General features: G+C 71.2%; 20 protein-coding genes. 9 read left to right on the forward strand and 11 right to left on the reverse strand.

The window, feature by feature from the left end:
* Positions 1-111: 111 nt before the first annotated feature.
* From QBJ89_RS13035 to QBJ89_RS13065, 7 genes are read right to left on the reverse strand one after another with little or no spacing between them, the layout of a single operon-like run.
* Positions 112-522, reverse strand: coding sequence for a hypothetical protein (locus QBJ89_RS13035; protein ID WP_277980915.1), 411 nt, complete (start codon positions 520-522; stop codon positions 112-114).
* Positions 515-1,846 carry a FliI/YscN family ATPase gene (locus QBJ89_RS13040; RefSeq protein ID WP_277980916.1) on the reverse strand — a complete coding sequence of 444 codons (1,332 nt, stop codon included), beginning with the start codon at positions 1,844-1,846 and terminating at the stop codon, positions 515-517. The genes QBJ89_RS13035 and QBJ89_RS13040 overlap by 8 nt, the downstream gene beginning before the upstream one ends.
* Positions 1,840-2,586, reverse strand: coding sequence for a flagellar biosynthesis protein FliH (locus QBJ89_RS13045; protein WP_277980917.1), 747 nt, complete (start codon positions 2,584-2,586; stop codon positions 1,840-1,842). The genes QBJ89_RS13040 and QBJ89_RS13045 overlap by 7 nt, the downstream gene beginning before the upstream one ends.
* Positions 2,579-3,607 (reverse strand): flagellar motor switch protein FliG, encoded by a 1,029-nt coding sequence (gene fliG / locus QBJ89_RS13050; protein ID WP_277980918.1) that lies wholly within the window; start codon positions 3,605-3,607, stop codon positions 2,579-2,581. The genes QBJ89_RS13045 and fliG overlap by 8 nt, the downstream gene beginning before the upstream one ends.
* The gene (gene fliF / locus QBJ89_RS13055; protein WP_277980919.1) at positions 3,604-5,343 is read right to left on the reverse strand and encodes a flagellar basal-body MS-ring/collar protein FliF; all 1,740 of its coding nucleotides are present in this window, start codon (positions 5,341-5,343) and stop codon (positions 3,604-3,606) included. Before fliF ends, fliG begins: the two co-directional genes overlap by 4 nt.
* 1 nt (position 5,344) lies before the next feature.
* Positions 5,345-5,701: a flagellar hook-basal body complex protein FliE gene (fliE, locus tag QBJ89_RS13060; RefSeq protein ID WP_277980920.1), complete on the reverse strand. Its 357-nt coding sequence runs from the start codon at positions 5,699-5,701 to the stop codon at positions 5,345-5,347.
* Positions 5,698-6,969: a sigma-54 interaction domain-containing protein gene (locus QBJ89_RS13065; RefSeq protein WP_277980921.1), complete on the reverse strand. Its 1,272-nt coding sequence runs from the start codon at positions 6,967-6,969 to the stop codon at positions 5,698-5,700. The genes fliE and QBJ89_RS13065 overlap by 4 nt, the downstream gene beginning before the upstream one ends.
* 278 nt (positions 6,970-7,247) lie before the next feature.
* On the opposite strand from QBJ89_RS13065, the gene QBJ89_RS13070 reads away from it, so the two are divergent.
* Together QBJ89_RS13070 and QBJ89_RS13075 are read left to right on the forward strand one after the other, a co-directional pair.
* Complete coding sequence (locus QBJ89_RS13070; protein WP_277980922.1) at positions 7,248-8,075, forward strand: flagellin; 828 nt, start codon at positions 7,248-7,250, stop codon at positions 8,073-8,075.
* 289 nt (positions 8,076-8,364) lie between these two features.
* Positions 8,365-9,192, forward strand: coding sequence for a flagellin (locus tag QBJ89_RS13075; protein WP_277980923.1), 828 nt, complete (start codon positions 8,365-8,367; stop codon positions 9,190-9,192).
* Positions 9,193-9,328: 136 nt separating this feature from the next.
* On the opposite strand, the gene QBJ89_RS13080 is transcribed toward QBJ89_RS13075, so the two are convergent.
* Positions 9,329-11,161: an AMP-dependent synthetase/ligase gene (locus tag QBJ89_RS13080; RefSeq protein ID WP_277980924.1), complete on the reverse strand. Its 1,833-nt coding sequence runs from the start codon at positions 11,159-11,161 to the stop codon at positions 9,329-9,331.
* Positions 11,162-11,229: 68 nt separating this feature from the next.
* Between QBJ89_RS13080 and QBJ89_RS13085 the strand changes: the two genes are divergently transcribed.
* Entirely contained in the window at positions 11,230-12,528 is a 1,299-nt protein-coding gene (locus QBJ89_RS13085) for a M20/M25/M40 family metallo-hydrolase (RefSeq protein WP_277980925.1), read from the forward strand.
* Positions 12,529-12,532: 4 nt separating this feature from the next.
* Here the strand turns inward: QBJ89_RS13085 and QBJ89_RS13090 are convergent, their stop codons facing one another.
* Together QBJ89_RS13090 and QBJ89_RS13095 are read right to left on the reverse strand one after the other, a co-directional pair.
* Complete coding sequence (locus tag QBJ89_RS13090) at positions 12,533-13,018, reverse strand: GAF domain-containing protein (protein ID WP_277980926.1); 486 nt, start codon at positions 13,016-13,018, stop codon at positions 12,533-12,535.
* A 217-nt stretch (positions 13,019-13,235) separates the two neighbouring features.
* Positions 13,236-13,541 (reverse strand): hypothetical protein, encoded by a 306-nt coding sequence (locus QBJ89_RS13095; protein ID WP_223013221.1) that lies wholly within the window; start codon positions 13,539-13,541, stop codon positions 13,236-13,238.
* 243 nt (positions 13,542-13,784) lie between these two features.
* Here QBJ89_RS13095 and arfB point away from each other — a divergent pair, with 243 nt between their 5' ends.
* Complete coding sequence (gene arfB, locus QBJ89_RS13100; protein WP_277980927.1) at positions 13,785-14,207, forward strand: alternative ribosome rescue aminoacyl-tRNA hydrolase ArfB; 423 nt, start codon at positions 13,785-13,787, stop codon at positions 14,205-14,207.
* Positions 14,208-14,274: 67 nt separating this feature from the next.
* Here the strand turns inward: arfB and QBJ89_RS13105 are convergent, their stop codons facing one another.
* Positions 14,275-14,928 carry an RluA family pseudouridine synthase gene (locus QBJ89_RS13105; protein WP_277980928.1) on the reverse strand — a complete coding sequence of 218 codons (654 nt, stop codon included), beginning with the start codon at positions 14,926-14,928 and terminating at the stop codon, positions 14,275-14,277.
* Positions 14,929-14,974: 46 nt separating this feature from the next.
* On the opposite strand from QBJ89_RS13105, the gene QBJ89_RS13110 reads away from it, so the two are divergent.
* The 5 genes from QBJ89_RS13110 (at position 14,975) to QBJ89_RS13130 (ending at position 18,885) form a co-directional block, all read left to right on the forward strand.
* On the forward strand, positions 14,975-15,739 hold the full coding sequence (locus QBJ89_RS13110) for a M15 family metallopeptidase (protein ID WP_277980929.1): 765 nt from the start codon (positions 14,975-14,977) through the stop codon (positions 15,737-15,739).
* 273 nt (positions 15,740-16,012) lie between these two features.
* Positions 16,013-17,374, forward strand: coding sequence for a S41 family peptidase (locus tag QBJ89_RS13115; RefSeq protein WP_277980930.1), 1,362 nt, complete (start codon positions 16,013-16,015; stop codon positions 17,372-17,374).
* Positions 17,371-17,892, forward strand: a complete 522-nt coding sequence (locus tag QBJ89_RS13120) for a disulfide bond formation protein B (protein WP_277980931.1) — start codon at positions 17,371-17,373, stop codon at positions 17,890-17,892. The genes QBJ89_RS13115 and QBJ89_RS13120 overlap by 4 nt, the downstream gene beginning before the upstream one ends.
* Positions 17,889-18,422, forward strand: coding sequence for a demethoxyubiquinone hydroxylase family protein (locus QBJ89_RS13125; protein ID WP_183924608.1), 534 nt, complete (start codon positions 17,889-17,891; stop codon positions 18,420-18,422). The genes QBJ89_RS13120 and QBJ89_RS13125 overlap by 4 nt, the downstream gene beginning before the upstream one ends.
* Before the next feature lie 10 nt (positions 18,423-18,432).
* Entirely contained in the window at positions 18,433-18,885 is a 453-nt protein-coding gene (locus QBJ89_RS13130) for a hypothetical protein (RefSeq protein ID WP_277980932.1), read from the forward strand.
* The last annotated feature ends 147 nt before the right edge of the window (positions 18,886-19,032 follow it).

Consider the following 19,032-nt stretch of genomic DNA (forward strand, 5'->3'; position numbering starts at 1 on the left):
CAGGCCGGGGCCCAGTCGGGAACGTCAGTGGATCTTACGAGCGCCGTCCCACCTGAGCCCCGGCCTGCGCCGGGGCACAGGAGGCGCCACGCCGCGCTCCGCCCCCGCCCCCTACCGCCGCGGCACCGGCGCGGGGGCGTCCTCCAGCGCCTTCATCTCGGCGCGCACGTCCTCGGCGCGCTGGCGGTCGATCAGTTTCTCCACCGCATTCTGGTCGCGCTTGGCCGATTGCGTCGCCGCGCCGCTGCGCTCGGCCTGCTGCTCGGCCATGCGCACGCGGTTCACCGCCGCCTCGGCCGAGCGCTGCAGCCGCTCGCGGAAATGCGCCGCGGCGGCGAGGTTGACCGCGCCCGTCGCCGCGGTCGGCACCGGCGCCACCGCGTCGACCAGCTGGCCGATGCGGTGCGCCAGCTGGGTCTCGCTCGTCAGCTGCGCCCGCGCGCGCGCCTCGTCCGCGCGTGCCAGCCCGAGCTGGAGCGTGCGCACGCGGTGGAGCCGCTTGAGCCGCGCGGCGTCAGCCATCGCCGAACACGCCGACCAGCTCGGCCGCGGCGTCCGCCAGCGGTACTACCTGCGACGTCTCCTGGCGGATGAACTCGGTGATCGCGGGATGATAGGCGATGGCGTTGTCGATCGCGGCGTCGCTGCCCGAGCGATAGGCGCCCATCAGCACGAGGTCGCGGTTTTCCTCATAGGTGGCGAGATGACGGCGCAGCGCGCGCGCGGCCTGCTGGTGCTCGACCGGCACGATGTCGTTCATCACGCGGCTGACCGACTTGGAGACGTCGATCGCGGGATAGACCGCGCGCTCCGCCATCGCGCGGCTCAGCACGATATGGCCGTCGAGGATCGAGCGCGCCGAATCGACCACCGGGTCGTTGCCGTCGTCGCCGTCGGCCAGCACGGTGTAGATCGCGGTGATCGAGCCGCCGGTGTTCACGTCCGAGCCGGCGCGCTCGATCAGGTTGGGCAGCATCGCGATCGCCGAGGGCGGATAGCCGCGCGCCGAAGCGGGCTCGCCCAGCGCCAGCCCGATCTCGCGCCCGGCGTGTGCCACGCGGGTGAGCGAGTCGATGATCAGCAGCACCTTCTTGCCCTCGGCGCGGAACGCCTCGGCGATCGCGGTGGCGCGCAGCGCGCCGCGGATGCGCAGCACCGGCGAGTGGTTGGCGGGCACCGCGACGACCACGGCGCGCTTGCGTGCCTCGCCCGCCACCTTGGTCTCGAGGAAGTCGGCGACCTCGCGCGAGCGCTCGCCGATCAGCCCGATCACGATCACATCGGCCTGCGCCGCGCGCACCATCATGCCGAGCAGCACCGACTTGCCGACGCCCGAGCCCGCCATGATGCCGACGCGCTGGCCCTGGCCGACGGTGAGCAGCCCGTTGATCGCGCGCACGCCGACGTCGAGCGGGGCGAGCACGCGGCCGCGGTCGAGTGGCGACTGCATGTGCCCGGCGAGCGGCCAGCGCCCCGCGCCGCGGATCGGGCCGAGCCCGTCGATCGGCGCGCCCGAGCCGTCGACCACGCGCCCCAGCATGGCCGCGCCGACCTCGGCCTCGCCCGGCGCGCCGAGCGGGCGCACCGGCGCGTTGGGCAGCAGCGCCGCCGGGCCGCCGAGGTTCATCATCAAAGTGCGGCCGTTGCGGAAGCCGATCACCTCGGCCTCGACCTGCGCGGTGCCCGCAGCGCCGATGCGGCAGACGGTGCCGACCGGTAGCGACAGCCCGACCGCTTCCATCAGCAACCCGTCATAGGACGACAGCCGCCCGGAGACCTTGGCGGCGAAACGCGGCGCGGCGTCGGCGAGGGTGGCGAGATAATCGTCGGCGAAGCGGTTCAGCACGCGGGCACCGCCGCGCGCTCGATCGCCGCCGTCAGCTGCTCCATCCACAATTCGGGTCCGTCCTCGACGATCGTCGAGGCCGCCTCGAGCACGAAGCTGCCGCGCGCCACCTCGGCGTCGCCGATCGGGAAGATCGTGTCGGGCAGAAGCCCCGCGAGCAGCGCGACGTCCGCTGGGTTGACGCGCAGCATCGCCGACTCGCTCGCGTCGGCGAGCAGATCGACCGCGGCCTCGACGCGCGCGGCGAGCAGCGGGCCGGAGACGCCGGTCTGGCCCACCACCGCGGTGACGAGCGTCAGCACGGTGCGGCGCAGCGTCTCGGCCAGCGCGGCGCGGTCGATCGCGCCGCCGCCGCGCAGCTGCGCGGCGACGCCGTCGAGCAAGGCGCGGTCGCGCGCCGCCTCGGCCTGCGCGGCGTGCGTCGCGGCGGCGAAGCCCTCCTCATAGCCTTCCGCGCGCGCGGCCTCGACCTGCTCGAGGCAGGGCAGCGGCTGGGCGGCGGGGTCTAGCATGTCCCAGCCCGCGGTCGGGTCGCTGCCCGGATCGGCCGGTGCGAAGTGGCGCGGCTCCTCGGCGGTGGCGCCGGTCTCGGGCGGGCGCGCGCCGAACGCCTGCTCGATCCGCGCGATCAGCTCGCCGGGGGTGAAGCCGGCGAGCGCTTCCGATTGCGCGCGCGCGCGGGTGGTGGCGGCTGCGTTGGCACGTGCCGGCAGCCCAATGACGAACGTCGCCTCAGACATAATCGTCGTCACCTGCGCCCATGTTGATCGTACCGTCCTTGGCGAGATTGCGCGCGATCTGGATGATCATCTTCTGCGCCTCGAGCACCTCGCTCAGCTTCATCGGGCCGCGCGCTTCCATGTCGTCGCGGATGCCGTCCGCGGCGCGTGCCGACATGCAGCCGAGGATGCGGTTGCGCGCCGCCTCGTCCACGCCCTTGAGCGCACGCGTCAGCGTGTCGCCGTCGACGTTGCGGATCAGCGTGCCCAGCGACTTGTCGTCGAGCTCCAGCAGATTGTCGAAGACGAACATCGCCTCCTCGATCTGGCGCGCGATGTCGCGGTCCATCTTGAGCAGCTTGGGCATGACGCGCTGCTCGGTCGCCTTGCGCGCGCCCTGCAGGATCTTGGCCGCCTCGCGCGCGCCGCCGAGCTGGAGCCCGCCGACCGGACCGCCGCCGCTGCCGCCGCCACCGCTCCGCGACGCGATCAGCGTGCGCAGCGTCTCGACCGCCTCGGGGGTGATCGGGCCGAGCTTGGCGATGCGATGCAGGATGTCGGGCTGGACCGCTTCCGGCAGCAGCTCGAGCACCTGGCCGCCGACCGCGGGATCGAGGTTGGCGATCATCACCGCGGCGATCTGCGGATGCTCCTTGTCGAGCATCGTCGCGATCTCGCTGGCGTCGAGCCAGTCGAGCAGGTCGATCTCGCACACCGCCTCGGCCGGGGTGATCTGCGCCAGCACGCTCTCGGCCTTCTCGCGGCCGAGCGCGCGCGTCATCACCGCCTCCACCTTGGGGCCGGGGTTGAAGGTGATGCCGGTGCGCTCGCGCGCGCGGCCGACGAAATCGTCGAGCACCAGCTCCACCTCCTGCTCGCTGACGTCGGCCACCGCGAACATCGCGCTGCCCAGCTTGCGGACCTCCTCGGGATCGAGCTTCTGCAGGATCGCGGCGGCTTCTTCCTCGCCGACGAGCATCATCAGCACCGCGGCGCGCTCGACGCCGTTGAAGGTGCGCGGGGCGGCGGCGACCGCGCTCACGATTTGGCCTCGGCGGTGATCATGTCACGCACCGCCAGCGCCGCGCGCGCGGGGTTGTCGCGGGTGAAGCCGCGCACCGCGCCGATCCGCTCCTCGTAGCTGCGGCTGGTCTCGATCTGGTCGAGGCTGACCGGCGGCGCCACCGCGATGCCGGCTTCGCTCATCAGCGGCTGCCCGTCGGCGCCGAGCAGCGGTTGGCCGTCCTCGCCGAGCAGCGGGGCGCCCGCGGTGGCGGCCTGCGCCGCTATCGCCGCGGGGCTGGCGTCCTCGCGCTTCTTCATCAGCGCCTTGGCGATCGGGCGCACGCCGAGCAGCAGCACCAGCAGCGCGATGATCAGCGCGGTGACGTTGCGCGCCAGCACCGGCAGCCAGGCATTGTCGTACCACTTGGGCGCGTCGTTCGCGTCGGTGGCGTCGGCGAACTTGCGGCTGATCACCGTGACATTGTCGTTGCGGGTCTGGTCGAAGCCGACCGCGCTCTTCACCAGATCGTTGATCTGGTTGATCTCCATCGCGTTGCGCTTGCCCTTCTCCGGATCGCGCAGCAGCACCGCGACCGACAGCCGCTTGATGTTGCCCGGCGCCGCGCGGGTGACCGAGACCTCCTTGTTGAGGTCATAGGCGCGCTGGAACGAGTCGGTCTGCTTGGCCGGGTCGGGCGCGGGGCCGCCGGCGACGGGCTGCGCCTGCGGCGTGCCGGGCGCGCCGGTGGCGGGCTGCGGCGTCGACAGCTGCGAGGCCGGCGGCGGCGTGTTGCTCAGCGCGCCGGGGATGCCCGCGGGCGCCTGGCCGGTCGCCATGTTGCCGGTCCAGTTGCCGGTCTCGGCGCGCAGACGGCCGTCCTTGTCATAGCTCTCGCGCGTCGCGCTGGTCTCGTCGAGGTTGACGTCGGCCTGCACCTCGGCGGTGAAATTGCCCGCGCCGACCAGCGGGGTGAGCAGCTGGATCAGCTGCTGGCGGTACTTGTCCTCGACGCGGCGCTGGAACTCGATGCGCTTGTCGTTGGCGGCGTCGGCGCCGTCGCCCGACTTGGTGAGCAGGCCGCCGAGCTGGTCGACCACGGTGACCGCATCGGGCTTCATCCCCGGCACCGAGGAGGCGACCAGGTTGACGATCGAGCTGACCTGCGCGTCGCTCAGCGAGCGCCCGCCCTGCAGCTTGAGCACCACCGAAGCGGAGGGTGCGGCATTGTCGCGCACGAACACGCTGGCCTCGGGCATGGCGAGATGGACGCGCGCTTCGGCGACCGAGTCGATCTCCTGGATCGAGCGCGCCAGTTCGGTCTCGCGCGCCTGGCGCAGCCGCTCGCCTTCCACCGCGCGGCTGACGCCCATCGGCAGCTGGTCGAGGATCGCGTAACCGCCGGGCGCCGCCTTGGGCAGACCCTGGCCCGCGAGCAGCATCTTGGCCTTGCTGAAATCCTCTTCGTTGACGGTCAGCGCGTCCGATGAATCGATGTGGCTGGTGATGTTGGCGGCGCTCAACGCGCTCGTCACCGCGGCCTTGTCGGTATCGGGCAGGCCCGAGAACAGCACCTTCTGCGGCGGAGTCGACAACGCGGACCAGGCCAGACCGGCGGCGCCGATCAGACCGACCATCAGCGCCATCGGACCCGCACGGCGGACCGCCGGCTGCGCGAACACGCCCTGGATCTGGCGCAGCGGATTGGCGAACTTCTCCGGCACCAGCGTGATGGCGGCGGGGTTCTGCGGCGAGGGAGTGAGAGCGTTGCTCATATCAGACCGGCATGCTCATGATATCCTTGTACGCAGACAGGATCTTGTTGCGGACCTGCAGCGTCGCCTCGAAGCCCACCGAGGCTTCCTGGCGCGCCAGCATGACCTTGGCGATGTCGACAGTCTCGCCGCGCTCGTACTGCTCGCTCAGCGCCGAGGCCTTCTGCTGGCCGTCGTTCACCTTGGCGAGCGCCGACTGCATCGTGTCGGCGAAGCTGGTCGCGTTGCTCGACGCGCTCTCGGGCGCGGCGGCCGGAGCGGCGCCGCCGGCGCGGCTCAGCGCGGCGTTGCGCTCGAGGATCTGCGCGCGCAGCGCCATCACGCGGTCGATGCCGCCGACGCCTCCCACCGCGCTCATGCCGAGATCGCCCGCTGCGTGGCGGAGGCGAGATCGTCACCCTGTTCGCGCGCCTTGGCGAGGCGGTAGCGCAGCGTGCGCTCGGAGATGCCGAGCCGCTTGGCGGTCTCGATCCGGCTGCCGCCGCAGGCCGCCAGCGTCTCGCGGATCGCGGCGAATTCGGAGAGCTGGACCACCTGACCGAGCGTCGCGTCGTCGACCTGCTGCGCGACCGGCGCGAGGCGCGGCGCGCTCGGGCGGTCGAACACGATGTGCGATGCCTCGATCGTGGCGCCGCCGCAGAACAGCAGCGCGCGCTGGATCACGTTCTCGAGCTCGCGGACGTTGCCGGGCCAGTCGTGCGCGACCAGCGCCGCGATCGCCTCGTCGCTCGGCCACGGCACCATCGGGCGGTTGCCGGCGTGGCGCAGGATCATCGTCGCGGCGAGCGCGGGAATGTCTTGGGTACGCTCGGCCAGCGCCTTGGTGGTGAGCGGGAAGACCGACAGGCGGTAATAGAGGTCGGCGCGGAAGCGGCCCGCCGCCACCTCCTCCTGAAGGTCTCGGTTGGCGCAGGCGATGACGCGGACGTCGACCGCCTGCGGCATGGTCGCGCCGATCGGCACCACCTCGCGCTCCTGCAACACGCGCAGCAGCTTGGCCTGGAGGTTGAGCGGCATCTCGGCGACCTCGTCGAGCAGCAACGTGCCGCCGTTGGCGGCGCGGAAGAAGCCCTCGCCGCCCGAGGACGCGCCGGTGAAGCTGCCCTTCTGGTGGCCGAACAGCATGGCCTCGAGCATCGTCTCGGGCAGCGCGGCGCAGTTGATCGCGATGAACGGGCCGTCGCGCCGCTCCGACTGGAGGTGGATCGTGCGCGCCAGCACTTCCTTGCCGGTGCCGGTCGGGCCGTTGATCAGCACGGTGATGTCGGCCTGGGCGACGCGCTCCGCCAGCGCCAGCAGCGCGAGCGACTCGGGGTCGGCGGCGGTCGGCAGCTCGGGGCCGCCGATCATGGCGCGGGCGAAGGCGTTGCCGACGGTCGCGTCGTCGTGGCCGTAGGCGATGCGCGCCGGCTGGCCGTCGCGGAACGGGAGCACTTCGCGCTCACCGCGGTCGACGATCAGCGTGCGCGCCGGCGCCGGGATCGGCTCGCCCGCGGCGACGAGGTAGCTCACCCCCGCCTGCGGCCGGGTAGCGGCGGGCTGGATCGCGAAGCCCTGCGCGCGCAGCGAGGACACGAGCGTCAGGTGCTCGCGCTCCACACTGGCAGTCGGCATGATCGAACGCATTGGATTGTCCCTCGAATCTCGAAGGCTTGCATGCGCCGCCGGTGGTTAACGCGGAGTATAATTGCCGGCGACCGGCAGGTTTTTTCCGGGGGCGCGAGCGTCCGCGTTACGCGCGCGCGTAGGTAGGGGAGGGGATCGGGCCGGCGCCGCCTGCTCACCGATCAGGGTCGAAGATTTTCGCTAAAGCTCCGCCAGACCCGGTCGTTTGAGGCGGTGACGGCGCGGCCACCTGCTCATTCGGGGGCGGCGGGACGGGCCGAGCAGACGGAGATTTTGCCATGACCGTGATCAACTCGAACACCTCGGCGCTGCGCGCCACCACCGCCTCGAACAGCGCCAACAAGGCGCTGTCGGTCTCGATGGAGCGCCTGTCGACCGGCAAGCGCATCAACTCGGCCAAGGACGACGCCGCCGGCCTGGCGATCAGCAACTCGATGACCTCGCAGATCCGTGGCATGAGCCAGGGCATCCGCAACGCCAACGACGGCATCTCGATGGCGCAGACCGCGGAAGGCGCGCTCGGCGAAGTCTCGAACATGCTCCAGCGCATGCGCGAGCTGACCGTCCAGGCCGCCAACGGCACCTATTCGTCGACCGACACCGACTCGATCCGCTCGGAGCAGGCCGCGCTGAAGGACCAGATCAGCTCGATCGTCACCACCACCGCGTTCAACGGCAAGAAGCTGTTCGACTCGGCCGCGGCGACCGGCTTCGACATCCAGACCGGCGCCAACACGGGCGACAAGGTCACGCTGAAGTCGGTCGATTTCTCCGCGGGCGGCAGCTCGAAGCTCGCGGTCGTCACCGCGCTGGCGTTTGACGCCGCGGGCACCAGCGCCACGCTGGCGAACTATGACGACGCGATCGCCGAGGTGTCGGGCGCGCGCGCCTCGCTGGGTTCGTCGCAGAACCGTCTCGAGTCGGCGGTGAACAACGCCACCGCCAACGTGACGAACCTGACCGACGCGCGCAGCCGCATCGAGGACGCCGATTTCTCGACCGAGACCACCGCGCTCGCCAAGTCGCAGATCCTCAACCAGGCCTCGACCGCGATGCTGGCGCAGGCCAACCAGTCGCAGCAGGGCGTGATGAAGCTGCTCGGCTAATTGCCGACGCTCGTCGCCGGTCCCTCGCCCCCGAACGTGGCGGGGCCGGCGCCGGGTGGATGAGTGGATTGCGGAACCCCCGTCAGCGATGCTGGCGGGGGTTTTCGCGTCTGGAACTCGGTCGCGAGCCAAGCGGGATGGTAGCTCCTCCCCGTGCCGCGGAGAATTTGTCGGGTGCCACCCTGAAAAGCGCTAAATGTCCCGCCACGTCGGTCGTTTGGGTGAATGACGGCACGGCCACCTGCTCATTCGGGGGCGGCGAGCGGGCCGGGCAGATGGAGATTTACCCATGACCGTGATCAACTCGAACACCTCGGCGCTGCGCGCCACCACCGCCTCGAACATGGCGAACAAGTCGCTCTCGGTCTCGATGGAGCGCCTGTCGACCGGCAAGCGCATCAACTCGGCGAAGGACGACGCCGCCGGCCTGGCGATCAGCAACTCGATGACCTCGCAGATCCGCGGCATGAGCCAGGGCATCCGCAACGCCAACGACGGCATCTCGATGGCGCAGACCGCGGAAGGCGCGCTCGGCGAAGTCTCGAACATGCTGCAGCGCATGCGCGAGCTGACGGTGCAGGCGAGCAACGGCACCTATGCCGCAGCCGACGTGTCGTCGATCCGTGCCGAGCAGTCGGCGCTGAAGGACCAGATCAGCTCGATCGTCACCACCACCGCGTTCAATGGCAAGAAGCTGTTCGACTCGACCGCGGCGACCGGCTTCGACATCCAGACCGGCGCCAACACGGGCGACAAGGTCACGCTGAAGTCGGTCGACTTTACCGCCGCGGGCGGCCTGAAGACCGTGACCGACCTGACCTTTGCCGACGCCACCCCCGCCAACAACGCGACGTTGGATCAGTATGACACCGCGATCGCGCAGGTCTCGGGCGCGCGCGCCTCGCTGGGTTCGGCGCAGAACCGCCTCGAGTCGGCGGTGAACAACGCCACCGCCAACGTGACGAACCTGACCGACGCGCGCAGCCGCATCGAGGACGCCGACTTCTCGACCGAGACCACCGCGCTCGCCAAGTCGCAGATCCTCAACCAGGCTTCGACCGCGATGCTGGCGCAGGCCAACCAGTCGCAGCAGGGCGTGATGAAGCTGCTCGGCTAAACGTCGCGACCCTTTGCCGGCCCCTCGCCCCCGAACATGGCGGGGCCGGCGTCGCGAGACCGTCGAAGATCGCGGAACCCCCGTCAGCGACGCTGGCGGGGGTTCCGTCGTCTCCGGACGAACCCGGCCGTTCGCCTCAGCCCCCGTACAGCGCGTCCAGCCGCGCGCCATAGACCTGGCGCAGCACGTGGCGGCGGATCTTGAGGCTGGGCGTGAGCTGCTCGTTCTCGATCGTGAAGGGCTCGTCCGCCACGATCCAGCGGCGCACGCGCTCGGTCACTGACAGGTCCTTGTTGGTGCGGTCGACCGCCGCCTGGAGCGCGGCGCGATAGGCGGGATCGTCCGACGTCACGGGATCGCGCCGCCCCTGCGCGCGCGCCCAGTCGAAGGTCCATTCCGGGTCGGGCACCAGCACCGCGACCATATGGGGGCGGCGGTCGCCGTAGATCATCGCCTGCCCGATCTCGGGCTGGAGGGTCAGCATGCCCTCCACCTTCTGGGGCGCGACATTGTCGCCCTTGTCGTTGATGATCAGGTCCTTCTTGCGGTCGGTGATGCGGATGCGGCCGCGCTCGTCGAGCTCGCCGATGTCGCCGGTGTGGAGCCAGCCGTCCTGGAGCACGCGCGCGGTCTCGGCCTCGTTGCGCCAATAGCCGTGCATCACCAGCTCGCCGCGCACCAGGATCTCGCCGTCCGCGGCGATCCGCACTTCGGTCTCGGCGAGCGGCGGGCCGACCGAGTCCATCCGCAGCCCGGCGGCGGGGCGGTTGCACGAGATCACCGGCGCTGCCTCGGTCTGGCCATAGCCCTGCAGGAAGCAGATGCCGAGCGACTGGAAGAACACGCCCACCTCGGGCGTCAGCGGCGCGCCGCCCGACACCATCGCCTTGATCCGGCCGCCGAACTTGCGTGCGATCTTGCGCTTGAACAACGTATCGACGAGCAGCGCGGCGGGCCGGTCGCGCAGCCCGAGCCGACCCTCATAGCGCTTGGTGCCGACGTCGAGTGCGAGCCGCAGCAGCTTCTGCGGCGTGCCGCCCTGCTTCTCGATCCCCTTGGTGATGCGCGTGCGCAGCACCTCGAACAGGCGCGGCACCACCACCATGATCGTGGGGCGCACCTCCTCGATGTTGCTGGCGAGCTTCTCCAGCCCCTCCGCATAATAGATCTGCCCGCCGAGCCCGATCGGCAGGTGCTGGCCGCCGCTGTGCTCATAAGCGTGGCTGAGCGGGAGGAAGGAGAGGAAAACTTCGTTCCCCCAGCCGAAATCCTCGGCGATGATGACGATGCAGCCGTTGACGTTGTGCAGGATCGCGCCGTGATGCTGCATCACCCCGCGCGGCGCGCCGCCGGTGCCCGAGGTGTAGATGATGCAGGCGAGGTCGGCGCGGCCCAGCTCGGCGGCGGCGCGTTCGGCGGCTTCGCTCACCTCGGCGGGATGGCGCTCGATCAGCGCGCGCCAGTCGTGCACCTCGATGGGCATCTGGCCGAGCCGCATCGGGTCGATGCCGATCAGCATCTGCGGCCGGATCGAGCGCAGGATCGCGGGCATGAGCGTCCGGGCGAGCTTGTCGGTCGAGACGATCACCGCCTTGGCGCCGGAGTTCTCGATCACATGCGCGTGGTCGCGCTCGGTGTTGGTGGTGTAGGTCGGCACCGTCACGCAGCCCGCCGCCATGATCGCGAGGTCGGACAGGCACCATTCGGGCCGGTTCTCGCTGACCAGCATGACCCGGTCGCCGCGCTCCAGCCCGATCGCGCGCAGCCCGGCGGCGAGCCGCGCCACCGTCTCGGCCGCCTCGCGCCAGCTCGTCGCGCGCCACGCGCCGTCACGCTTGTTCCACAGGAAGGGAGCGTCGCCCTGCTCCGCGGCGCGGGTGAAGAACATCGTCACCAGGTTGGGGAAATGTTCGAGGCGTCGAGTGATGGCGCCGCTCCTCTCGCTGATCGTTCCTGTGGGTCGCGTCATGCCCGAGATGCGGCGGCCTCGTCCAGCGAGCGATTGCGTCGCCCGCGTCGGGCGGTCACAAGCGACGGATGACGCTCCGCTTTCCCGCCGCCGCGCTGCTCGCGCTGATGTTCGCCACCCCCGCCGCCGCGCGCGACACGGTGTCGCCGGAGCGGCAGCGCGCGACGGTCGAGAAGCTCGTCTCGTTCGGCACGCGCCACTCGCTGTCCTCGGCGAGCGATCCGAAGCGCGGTATCGGCGCGGCGCGGACCTGGGTCGCGGGCGAGTTCGCCAAGCTCTCGCGTGACTGCGGCGGCTGCATCGAAACCGAGCGGCTGTCGCGCCGCTTCACCGGCCCGCGCGCGCCGGACGGCGTGGTGATCGAGGACGTGCTCGGCGTCCAGCGCGGCACCGATCCGAACCGCTACGTCATCGTCGGCGCGCACATCGACAGCCGCGTCACCGATGTGATGAACGTCACCAGCGATGCGCCCGGCGCCAATGACGACGCCAGCGGCGTCGCGCTGGTGCTTGAGGCGGCGCGGCTGCTCCACCGCGAGCGCTTCCGCGCCAATATCGTCTACGTCGCTTTTTCGGGCGAGGAGCAGGGGCTGTGGGGGGCGACGCTGCTCGCCGAGACCGCGCGCGCGCGCGGCTGGCAGGTCGACGCGATGCTCAACAACGACATCGTCGGCAACTCGCTGGGACAGGGCGGCGTGATCAACGACCGCTATGTCCGCGTCTTCTCCGAGGGGATCCGCGCCAGCGAGTCGTTGCCCGAGGCAATCGAGCGGCGCGGCATCGGCGGCGAGGACGATGGTCCCAGCCGCGCGCTCGCCAAGATGATCGGCGGCGTCGCGCCGACGCTGCCCGGCGGCTTCGGCGTCTTCGTCGATCGGCGACCCGACCGGTTCGGCCGCGGCGGCGACCACGAACCCTTCCTCAAGCAGGGCTATCCCGCGGTGCGCTTCTCGGTCGCGGCGGAGAATTGGGACCGCCAGCACCAGGACGTGCGTACCGAGAACGGCCGCGTCTATGCCGACACGATCGAGGGGATGGACTTCGCCTATCTCGCCAAGGTGACCGCGATCAACGTCGCGACGATCGCGCGGCTCGCCGCCGCTCCCGCCGCGCCGGCGAGCGCGGCGATCTCGGGCGCGCTGTCGTACGATACTAAGGTGAGCTGGGCGCCGGTCGCCGGCGCGTCGCGCTACAAGGTCTATTGGCGCCGCGCCGACACCGTGGCGTGGAGCGACTCGCGCGAGGCGACCGGGACCACGCTCGACGTCGCCGCCGTGCCGGTGGACGACCATTTCTTCGGCGTGGCAGCGATCGGTGCCGACGGCGCGGAGAGCCTCGTCACCTTCGCCGGCCGCGAGAAGAAGTAGCGCCTCAGCCCGCCAGACGCGGCGCGAGCAGCGCCACCAGCCGCTCGCAACCGCGCGCGTCGTCGGCATCGAAGCGTGCCGGCGACGGGCTGTCGAGGTCGAGCACGCCGAGCAAACGGCCTTCGTGCACGATCGGCACCACCAGTTCAGACCGGCTCGCCGCGTCGCAGGCGATATGGCCGGGGAAGGCGTGAACGTCCTGGACCAGCTGGGTGCGCCGCTCGGCCGCGGCGGTGCCGCACACGCCGCGCCCCAGCGCGATGCGGATGCACGCCGCTTTGCCCTGGAAGGGACCCAGCACCAGCTCGTCGCCGATCATCCGGTAGAAGCCGGCCCAGTTGAGCTCGGGCAGATATTGCCAGAGCAGTGCCGCGGCATTGGCCATGTTGGCGATCGGGTCGGGCTCACCGTCGGTCAGCGCGTCCAGCGCGGCGAACAGATCGTCGTAGCGGCTGGGCTTCGACTCGGCGGTGACGGCGAACTCGTACATGCCGCCGACCTAGGATCTCACCCGGGATCGCGCCAGAGGCGGGTGCGTCGGGCGGCACGGGTCCGCCACGACGCCGCGGGGGCCGATCAGCCCCGCATCGTCCAGTGCACCACCACCCGGCCATAGCCCGCCTCGCACAGCGGCCAGGGTGCGCTCTCGCTCGGCTCAAACGTGATCGCGGGTCGGGAAGGGCCGGCGCGCCAGCAACGCAGCGCCGTCACTGTCCGCTGCCCGCGCGCGCGGGGGCGAGCCCCTGCTGATCGAGGAACTGGTTCAGCCCCGCCGCCAGCGCCTGCGCGCCCGCGACCGTCAGCGCGATCCGTCCGGCGACCACTCGCTCCACCACCGGGGTTTCGCCGGAATGATCGCAGCGCGCAGCCTCCAGCGTGAGCACCACCGTACCGCCCAGGCTGGTGAATCCGGCGCAGCCCGTCGCGAACAGCTCGGCGGCGAAGGGATTGTCGACCAGCGGCGGCGGGGCCTGGCGCGGCTGCGGCGCGCGGCTGCGGGACGAGATGTACATGCCAACTTCCTCGATGCGCCGGCAGGGGAGGGCCGGCGCGAGGCGAGGTGCGCCGCGCGCGTCTCGCTCGCGTGTCGCTCTGTTGCGTCGGTTTGGCCGCCATGTTGCGGCGGTGGCTCGCTTGGCCCGAACTACGGCCGCGCTCCGCCGCGATCGGATCACCCCGTTGCGGCGAGGCGCAAAGGCGCAGCATCGGCCCGTTCGGGCCCATCGCGCTCGCGCCAGTCGACGTTATATACCGCCATGGCCCGCATCCCCGTCACCCGCTCCCTCTCGATCGAGGACGAGCTGATCGTTTATACCGCGACCCGTTCCGGAGGCGCGGGCGGGCAGCACGTCAATACCACCGACTCGGCGGTGATCCTGCGCTTCGACGTCGCCGCGAGCGACTTGCCCGAGCGGGTGAAGGAGCGTCTCGCCGCGCTGGCAGGATCGCGGATGACGGCGGCCGGCGTGCTGGTGCTGCGGAGCGAGGGATCGCGCTCGCAGCACGTCAACCGTCAGGAGGCGCTGGAACGTCTCATCGCGCTGATCCAGGAGTCGGCGGTGGTCCAGGCCAAGCGACGACCCACCCGACCCACCCGCGCGTCGCAGACCCGCCGGGTGGACGCCAAGAAAGGGCGGTCGGGGGTGAAGGCCGGGCGGAAGAAGCCGTCGTTCGACTGATCGGCGCCGACGCGCGCCCAGCTCGTCGACGTCGCGCTGCCCGATATGATGGCGGGCGGCGGTCAGCTCAGCCGGCGGCGAAGCCGAGCGCGGCGAAGCGCTCGGGCCAGGGCGCCTCGGCGGCGGCGTCCTCCTTGCCGGGGCGCGGCAGCGCGATCGCGGCGGCGTGCAGCATCATCCCCGCCGGATCGGCGCGGCCGTAGACCGGATCGCCGACGATCGGCACGCCCAGCCCCTCGCGCGCGTGGACGCGCAGCTGATGCGTCCGCCCGCTATGCGGGGTGAAGGCGACCAGGGCGCGGCCGTCACGTGTGTCGAGCAGCTCCCAATCGGTCCGCGCCGCCTTGCCGCGCGGGTCGACCGCGATGCGCCAGCCGCGCTCGGCGCTGGAGACCTTGCGCAGCGCCAGCTCGATCGTGCCGCGCTCGCCCTCGGGCACGCCGTCGAGGATGGCGAGATAGCGCTTGCGTACCTGCCCCGCCTCGAACGCCTGCTGGTAGCGCACCTGCGCCTTGGGGTTGCGCGCGAGCAGCAGGCAGCCGCTGGTATCGCGATCGAGCCGGTGCACCGCGACCGGCCATCGCCGGAAGCCGAAGGTGAGCGAGCCGAGATGGTTCTCCAGGCTGAGCCCGCCGTCGCGCGGGGGATCGACCGGCAGCCCGGCGGGCTTGTCGATGATCAACGCCTCGCCGTCGAGGAACAGGACCCGGTCGCCTAACATGCGCCACGCCCTTGCCATCCTCGCGCCGCCGTGGCCAGAGGGCGCGATGCGCCGCGCCTCCCTGACCCTCGCCGCCCCGCTGCTCGCGCTGGCCGCGCCGGCGCAGGCACAGCTGTGCGACAACAGCAACGTGCGCATGGGCGCGGACGGGCGGGCGCTGGGGCACCTGCCTTATGGCGACGCAGCGCCGGGCGAGCTGGTCGCGGTGCCCGAGGGGCTGGCGGTCGCCTCCTGCGTGCTGCGCCGCGACGTGGTGCCCGATCTCGCGCGGCTGATCGCGGCGTCGGGCGGGCAGGTGCGCGCGCTGTCATGCCACCGCTCGATCAATTATCAGCAGGCGGTGTTCTGCCGCGAGGCGCAGACCGCAGCGGGCGAGCGCGCGCTGTCGGTGGCGCCGCCGGGGCACAGCGAACATGCGACCGGCTACGCGCTGGACTTCGCCTTCCGCCCGCGCGTCAACGACTGTCCCGACGCCGAGGCGTGCGGCGCGGCGACCCCCGCGTTCCGCTGGCTCGTCGCCAACGCCGCGCGCTACGGTTTCGAGATGTCCTTTCCCGCGGGCAATCGCCAGCGGGTCAAGTGGGAGCCGTGGCACTGGCGCTGGGTCGGCGCCAGCGCGACCGCGCCCGGCGCGGCGCGTGCGCGCGCGCTCTTCGCCCGCGCGCGCGCGGCCTTTCCGGCCGAGCCCGCGGTGGCGCGCGACCCGGTGGCGATCGCGGCGGTGGCGCCGCCGCCGGTCTATCTCGGCGCCTATGCGCCGCCCGAGTGCCGCAAGGGCAAGTGCCGCCTGCCCAAGGCGAGGCCCCGGTAGCCGCGTTTGTTTGCCGTTCCTCCTCCGCTTTAGGGAAGTGGCAGGCCGGAGGCCGGTCGGCGGGGTGACCCGGCCCGTGGGGGCGCTCGACTCACCAGCGGTGACACCCCTCCGTCGCGCTCCGCGCGCTACCTCCCCTTGCAGGGAAGGATCAGTGCTAGCGCGCGGCCGCCCTCATCCGCTCAGCCGTGGTTCAGCCGCGCGGGCGCTAGGATCGCTCGTGCAATTCCGCTACATCCCGGGATCGCTCACACCGGGGTCTCGACTGTTCGCATGAAGTCCAAGCTGCTCCAGGCCGCCGCGCTGGTCACCACGATCGCGATGGTGCCGGTCGCCACCGGTGCGATGGCCGCCGCCGATACCAGCGCCTATCGCGAGATGGACAAGTTCCTCGACGTCTACAATCGCGTGAAGGCGGATTACGTCGACAAGGTCACCGACGATCAGCTGATCAAGGGTGCGATCGACGGCATGCTCGCCGCGCTCGATCCGCATTCCAGCTACGTCGACGCCTCTGACTTCGACAATCTCCGCATCCAGACCGAGGGCAATTACGGCGGCCTCGGCCTGACCGTCTCGATGGAGGACGGCGCGGTGAAGGTCGTCTCGCCGCAGGAGGACACGCCCGCGGGGCGCGCCGGGATCAAGTCGGGCGACTTCATCACGCATATCGACGGCAAGCTGATCTACGGCGGCACGCTCGACGAGGCGACCGCGCAGATGCGCGGCAAGCCCGGCACCAAGATCTCGCTCACGCTCGTGCGTCCCGGCCGCGACAAGCCGATCGACGTCACCCTCGTGCGCGAGGTAATCGTGCAGCGCCCGGTAAAATGGGAAGTGAAGGGTGACGTCGGCTACATCAACATCAACACCTTCTCGGAGGCGACCGGCGCCGACACGCGCGCCGCGGTGATGGCGATCGACAAGTCGCTCGGGCACAAGCCGCTCGGCTATGTCGTCGACCTGCGCGAGAACGGCGGCGGGCTGCTGACCCAGGCGATCGAGGTCTCCGACGCCTTCCTCGAGCGCGGCGAGATCGTCAGCCAGCGCGGCCGCGAGAAGGACGATATCGAGCGCTATTTCGCCAAGCCCGGCGACGTCGCGCACGGCCTGCCGATCATCGTGCTGACCGACTCGGGCACCGCCTCGGCCAGCGAGATCGTCGCCGGCGCGCTGCAGGACCACCACCGCGCGCTGGTGATGGGCGAGCGCAGCTTCGGCAAGGGTTCGGTGCAGACGCTGCTCCAGCTCGGGCCGCGCACCGCGCTGCGGCTCACCACCGCGCGCTATTTCACGCCGTCCGGGCGCAGCGTGCAGGAGGGCGGGATCGAGCCCGACATCCGCGTACCGCAGCTCTCCGACGCCGATTACAAGTCGCGCCCGGTGTTCCGCGAGGCCGACCTGCGCCGCCACCTGATCAACGAGATCAAGTCGCCCGACAATGCGGTGCTGGAGGAGGACACCAAGGACGACCCGCGCTTCACTGCGACGCCTGAGTCGCTCAAGAAGCAGGGCGTCGAGGACTTCCAGCTCTGGTACGCGCTCAAGACGATCGCGCGGCTCGGCGGCCCGCAACAGGTCGCCGCGGTGACCCAGTCGATGGCGAGCAACCCGCCGGCCGCGAGCAAGAAGTGAGCGGCGCGACGCTCGACCGGCCGTTCGGCGCACGCACAGGGCGGGGGCTGCGCAATGCGCGGCTGCTCGCGCTGCTGGTGCCCGCGGCGCTGCTCGCGGGCGCCTGGGCGTTCCAGCTGATCGGCGGCCTGTACCCGTGCGAGATGTGCCACTGGCAGCGCTGGCCGCATTACGGTGCGGTGGCGATGGCGGCGCTGGCCTTTGTGATCGGCGCGCCGCGCGTCCAGGCGACGCTGGTGGCGGGCGCGGCGGCGCTGGTGGTGGTGTCGGGCGCGATCGGCGTCTTCCACGCCGGGGTGGAATATCACTGGTGGCAGGGGATGACCGCCTGCACGCAGACGACCAGCACCGTCGGCCTTTCGACCGACCAGGCGCTCAAGGACCTGCTCGCCGCGCCGATCGTTCGCTGTGATGCGGCGCAATGGTCGTTGCTCGGCGTGTCGCTGGCGGGATGGAATGCTCTGCTCTCCTTCGCCGGCGCCGCGCTGATCGTATCGCAGCTGTGGAGGCGCGCATGACCTGGAAACCTGGCGACAAGCCCGCCGCGAGCGACTCGATGATCCGCGTCGACCAGGCGGGCGAGTTCGGCGCGATCCGCATCTATGCGGGGCAGCTCGCGATCATGGGCCAGCGCTCGCCGATGGCGCGCAAGATCTCGGCGATGGCCTTGCAGGAGGAGAAGCACCGCGCCTTCTTCGACCGCATGATCGTCGAGCGTGGCGTGCGGCCGACCCTGTTCCAGCCGTTCTGGGACGTCGCCGGCTTCGCGCTGGGCGCGGTGACCGCCGCGATCGGTCCGGAGGCGGCGATGGCCTGCACCGCCGCGGTCGAGACCGAGATCGACAAACATTATGAGGAACAGCTCGTCGCGCTGGGCGACAGCGATCCCGAATTGTCCGAGGCGATCCGCGAGTTCCAGGCGGAGGAGCTGGAGCATCGCGACACCGCGCTGGCGCACGGCGCCGAGAATGCGCCGGCCTATCCGCTGATGTCGGCGGTGATCCGGCTCGGCTGCCGGGTGGCGATCGCGACCGCCAAGAGGATCTGAGAGGAAGGTGATGGTAGGACGGGTCTTTGCCGCGGCGCTGCTGCTGACCGCACCGGCGGCCGCGCTGGCACAGAGCGGGCCGCCGTCGCCCGATGCGGTGCGCGCGCCGCGCACGCCCGCGGCCGGGGGCGTGTCGCGCAACGCGCCGGTCAACGGCGTGCTGGTGCTCTACGGCAACGAGCGCTGCCCCACCAACGCCGACGGCGCAGAGGTGGTGGTCTGCACGCGCCGTCCCGCCGAGGAGCAGTTCCGCATCCCCAAGGAGCTGCGCAACTTCGAGGTGACGCCCGACAATCAGGCCTGGGCGGCGAAGGAAGCGGCGAACCAGGGCGTCGGCGCGGTCGGCGTCGGCAGCTGCTCCACCGTCGGCGCGGCGAGCGCCACGGGATGTGTCGTCCAGAATGCGACGCGGTGGAAGCGCGAGCGCAAGGCCGCCGCCAAGGCCGCCGAGGACCAACCCTGATCGGATAAGCTCCTCCTCGGCGTGATGGGAAGGACTCCCCGCGGGGGCAACGCTTGGGGAGGATATCCTAGGCGGTAGCGGAGGGGGCCTCTGCGGGCGCAGCGCGCGCGCGCATCCCCCTCCACCGTCCTGCCGACGCTCCTTCTC

Source organism: Sphingomonas phyllosphaerae (assembly GCF_029623345.1).
GTDB lineage: Bacteria > Pseudomonadota > Alphaproteobacteria > Sphingomonadales > Sphingomonadaceae > Sphingomonas > Sphingomonas phyllosphaerae_C.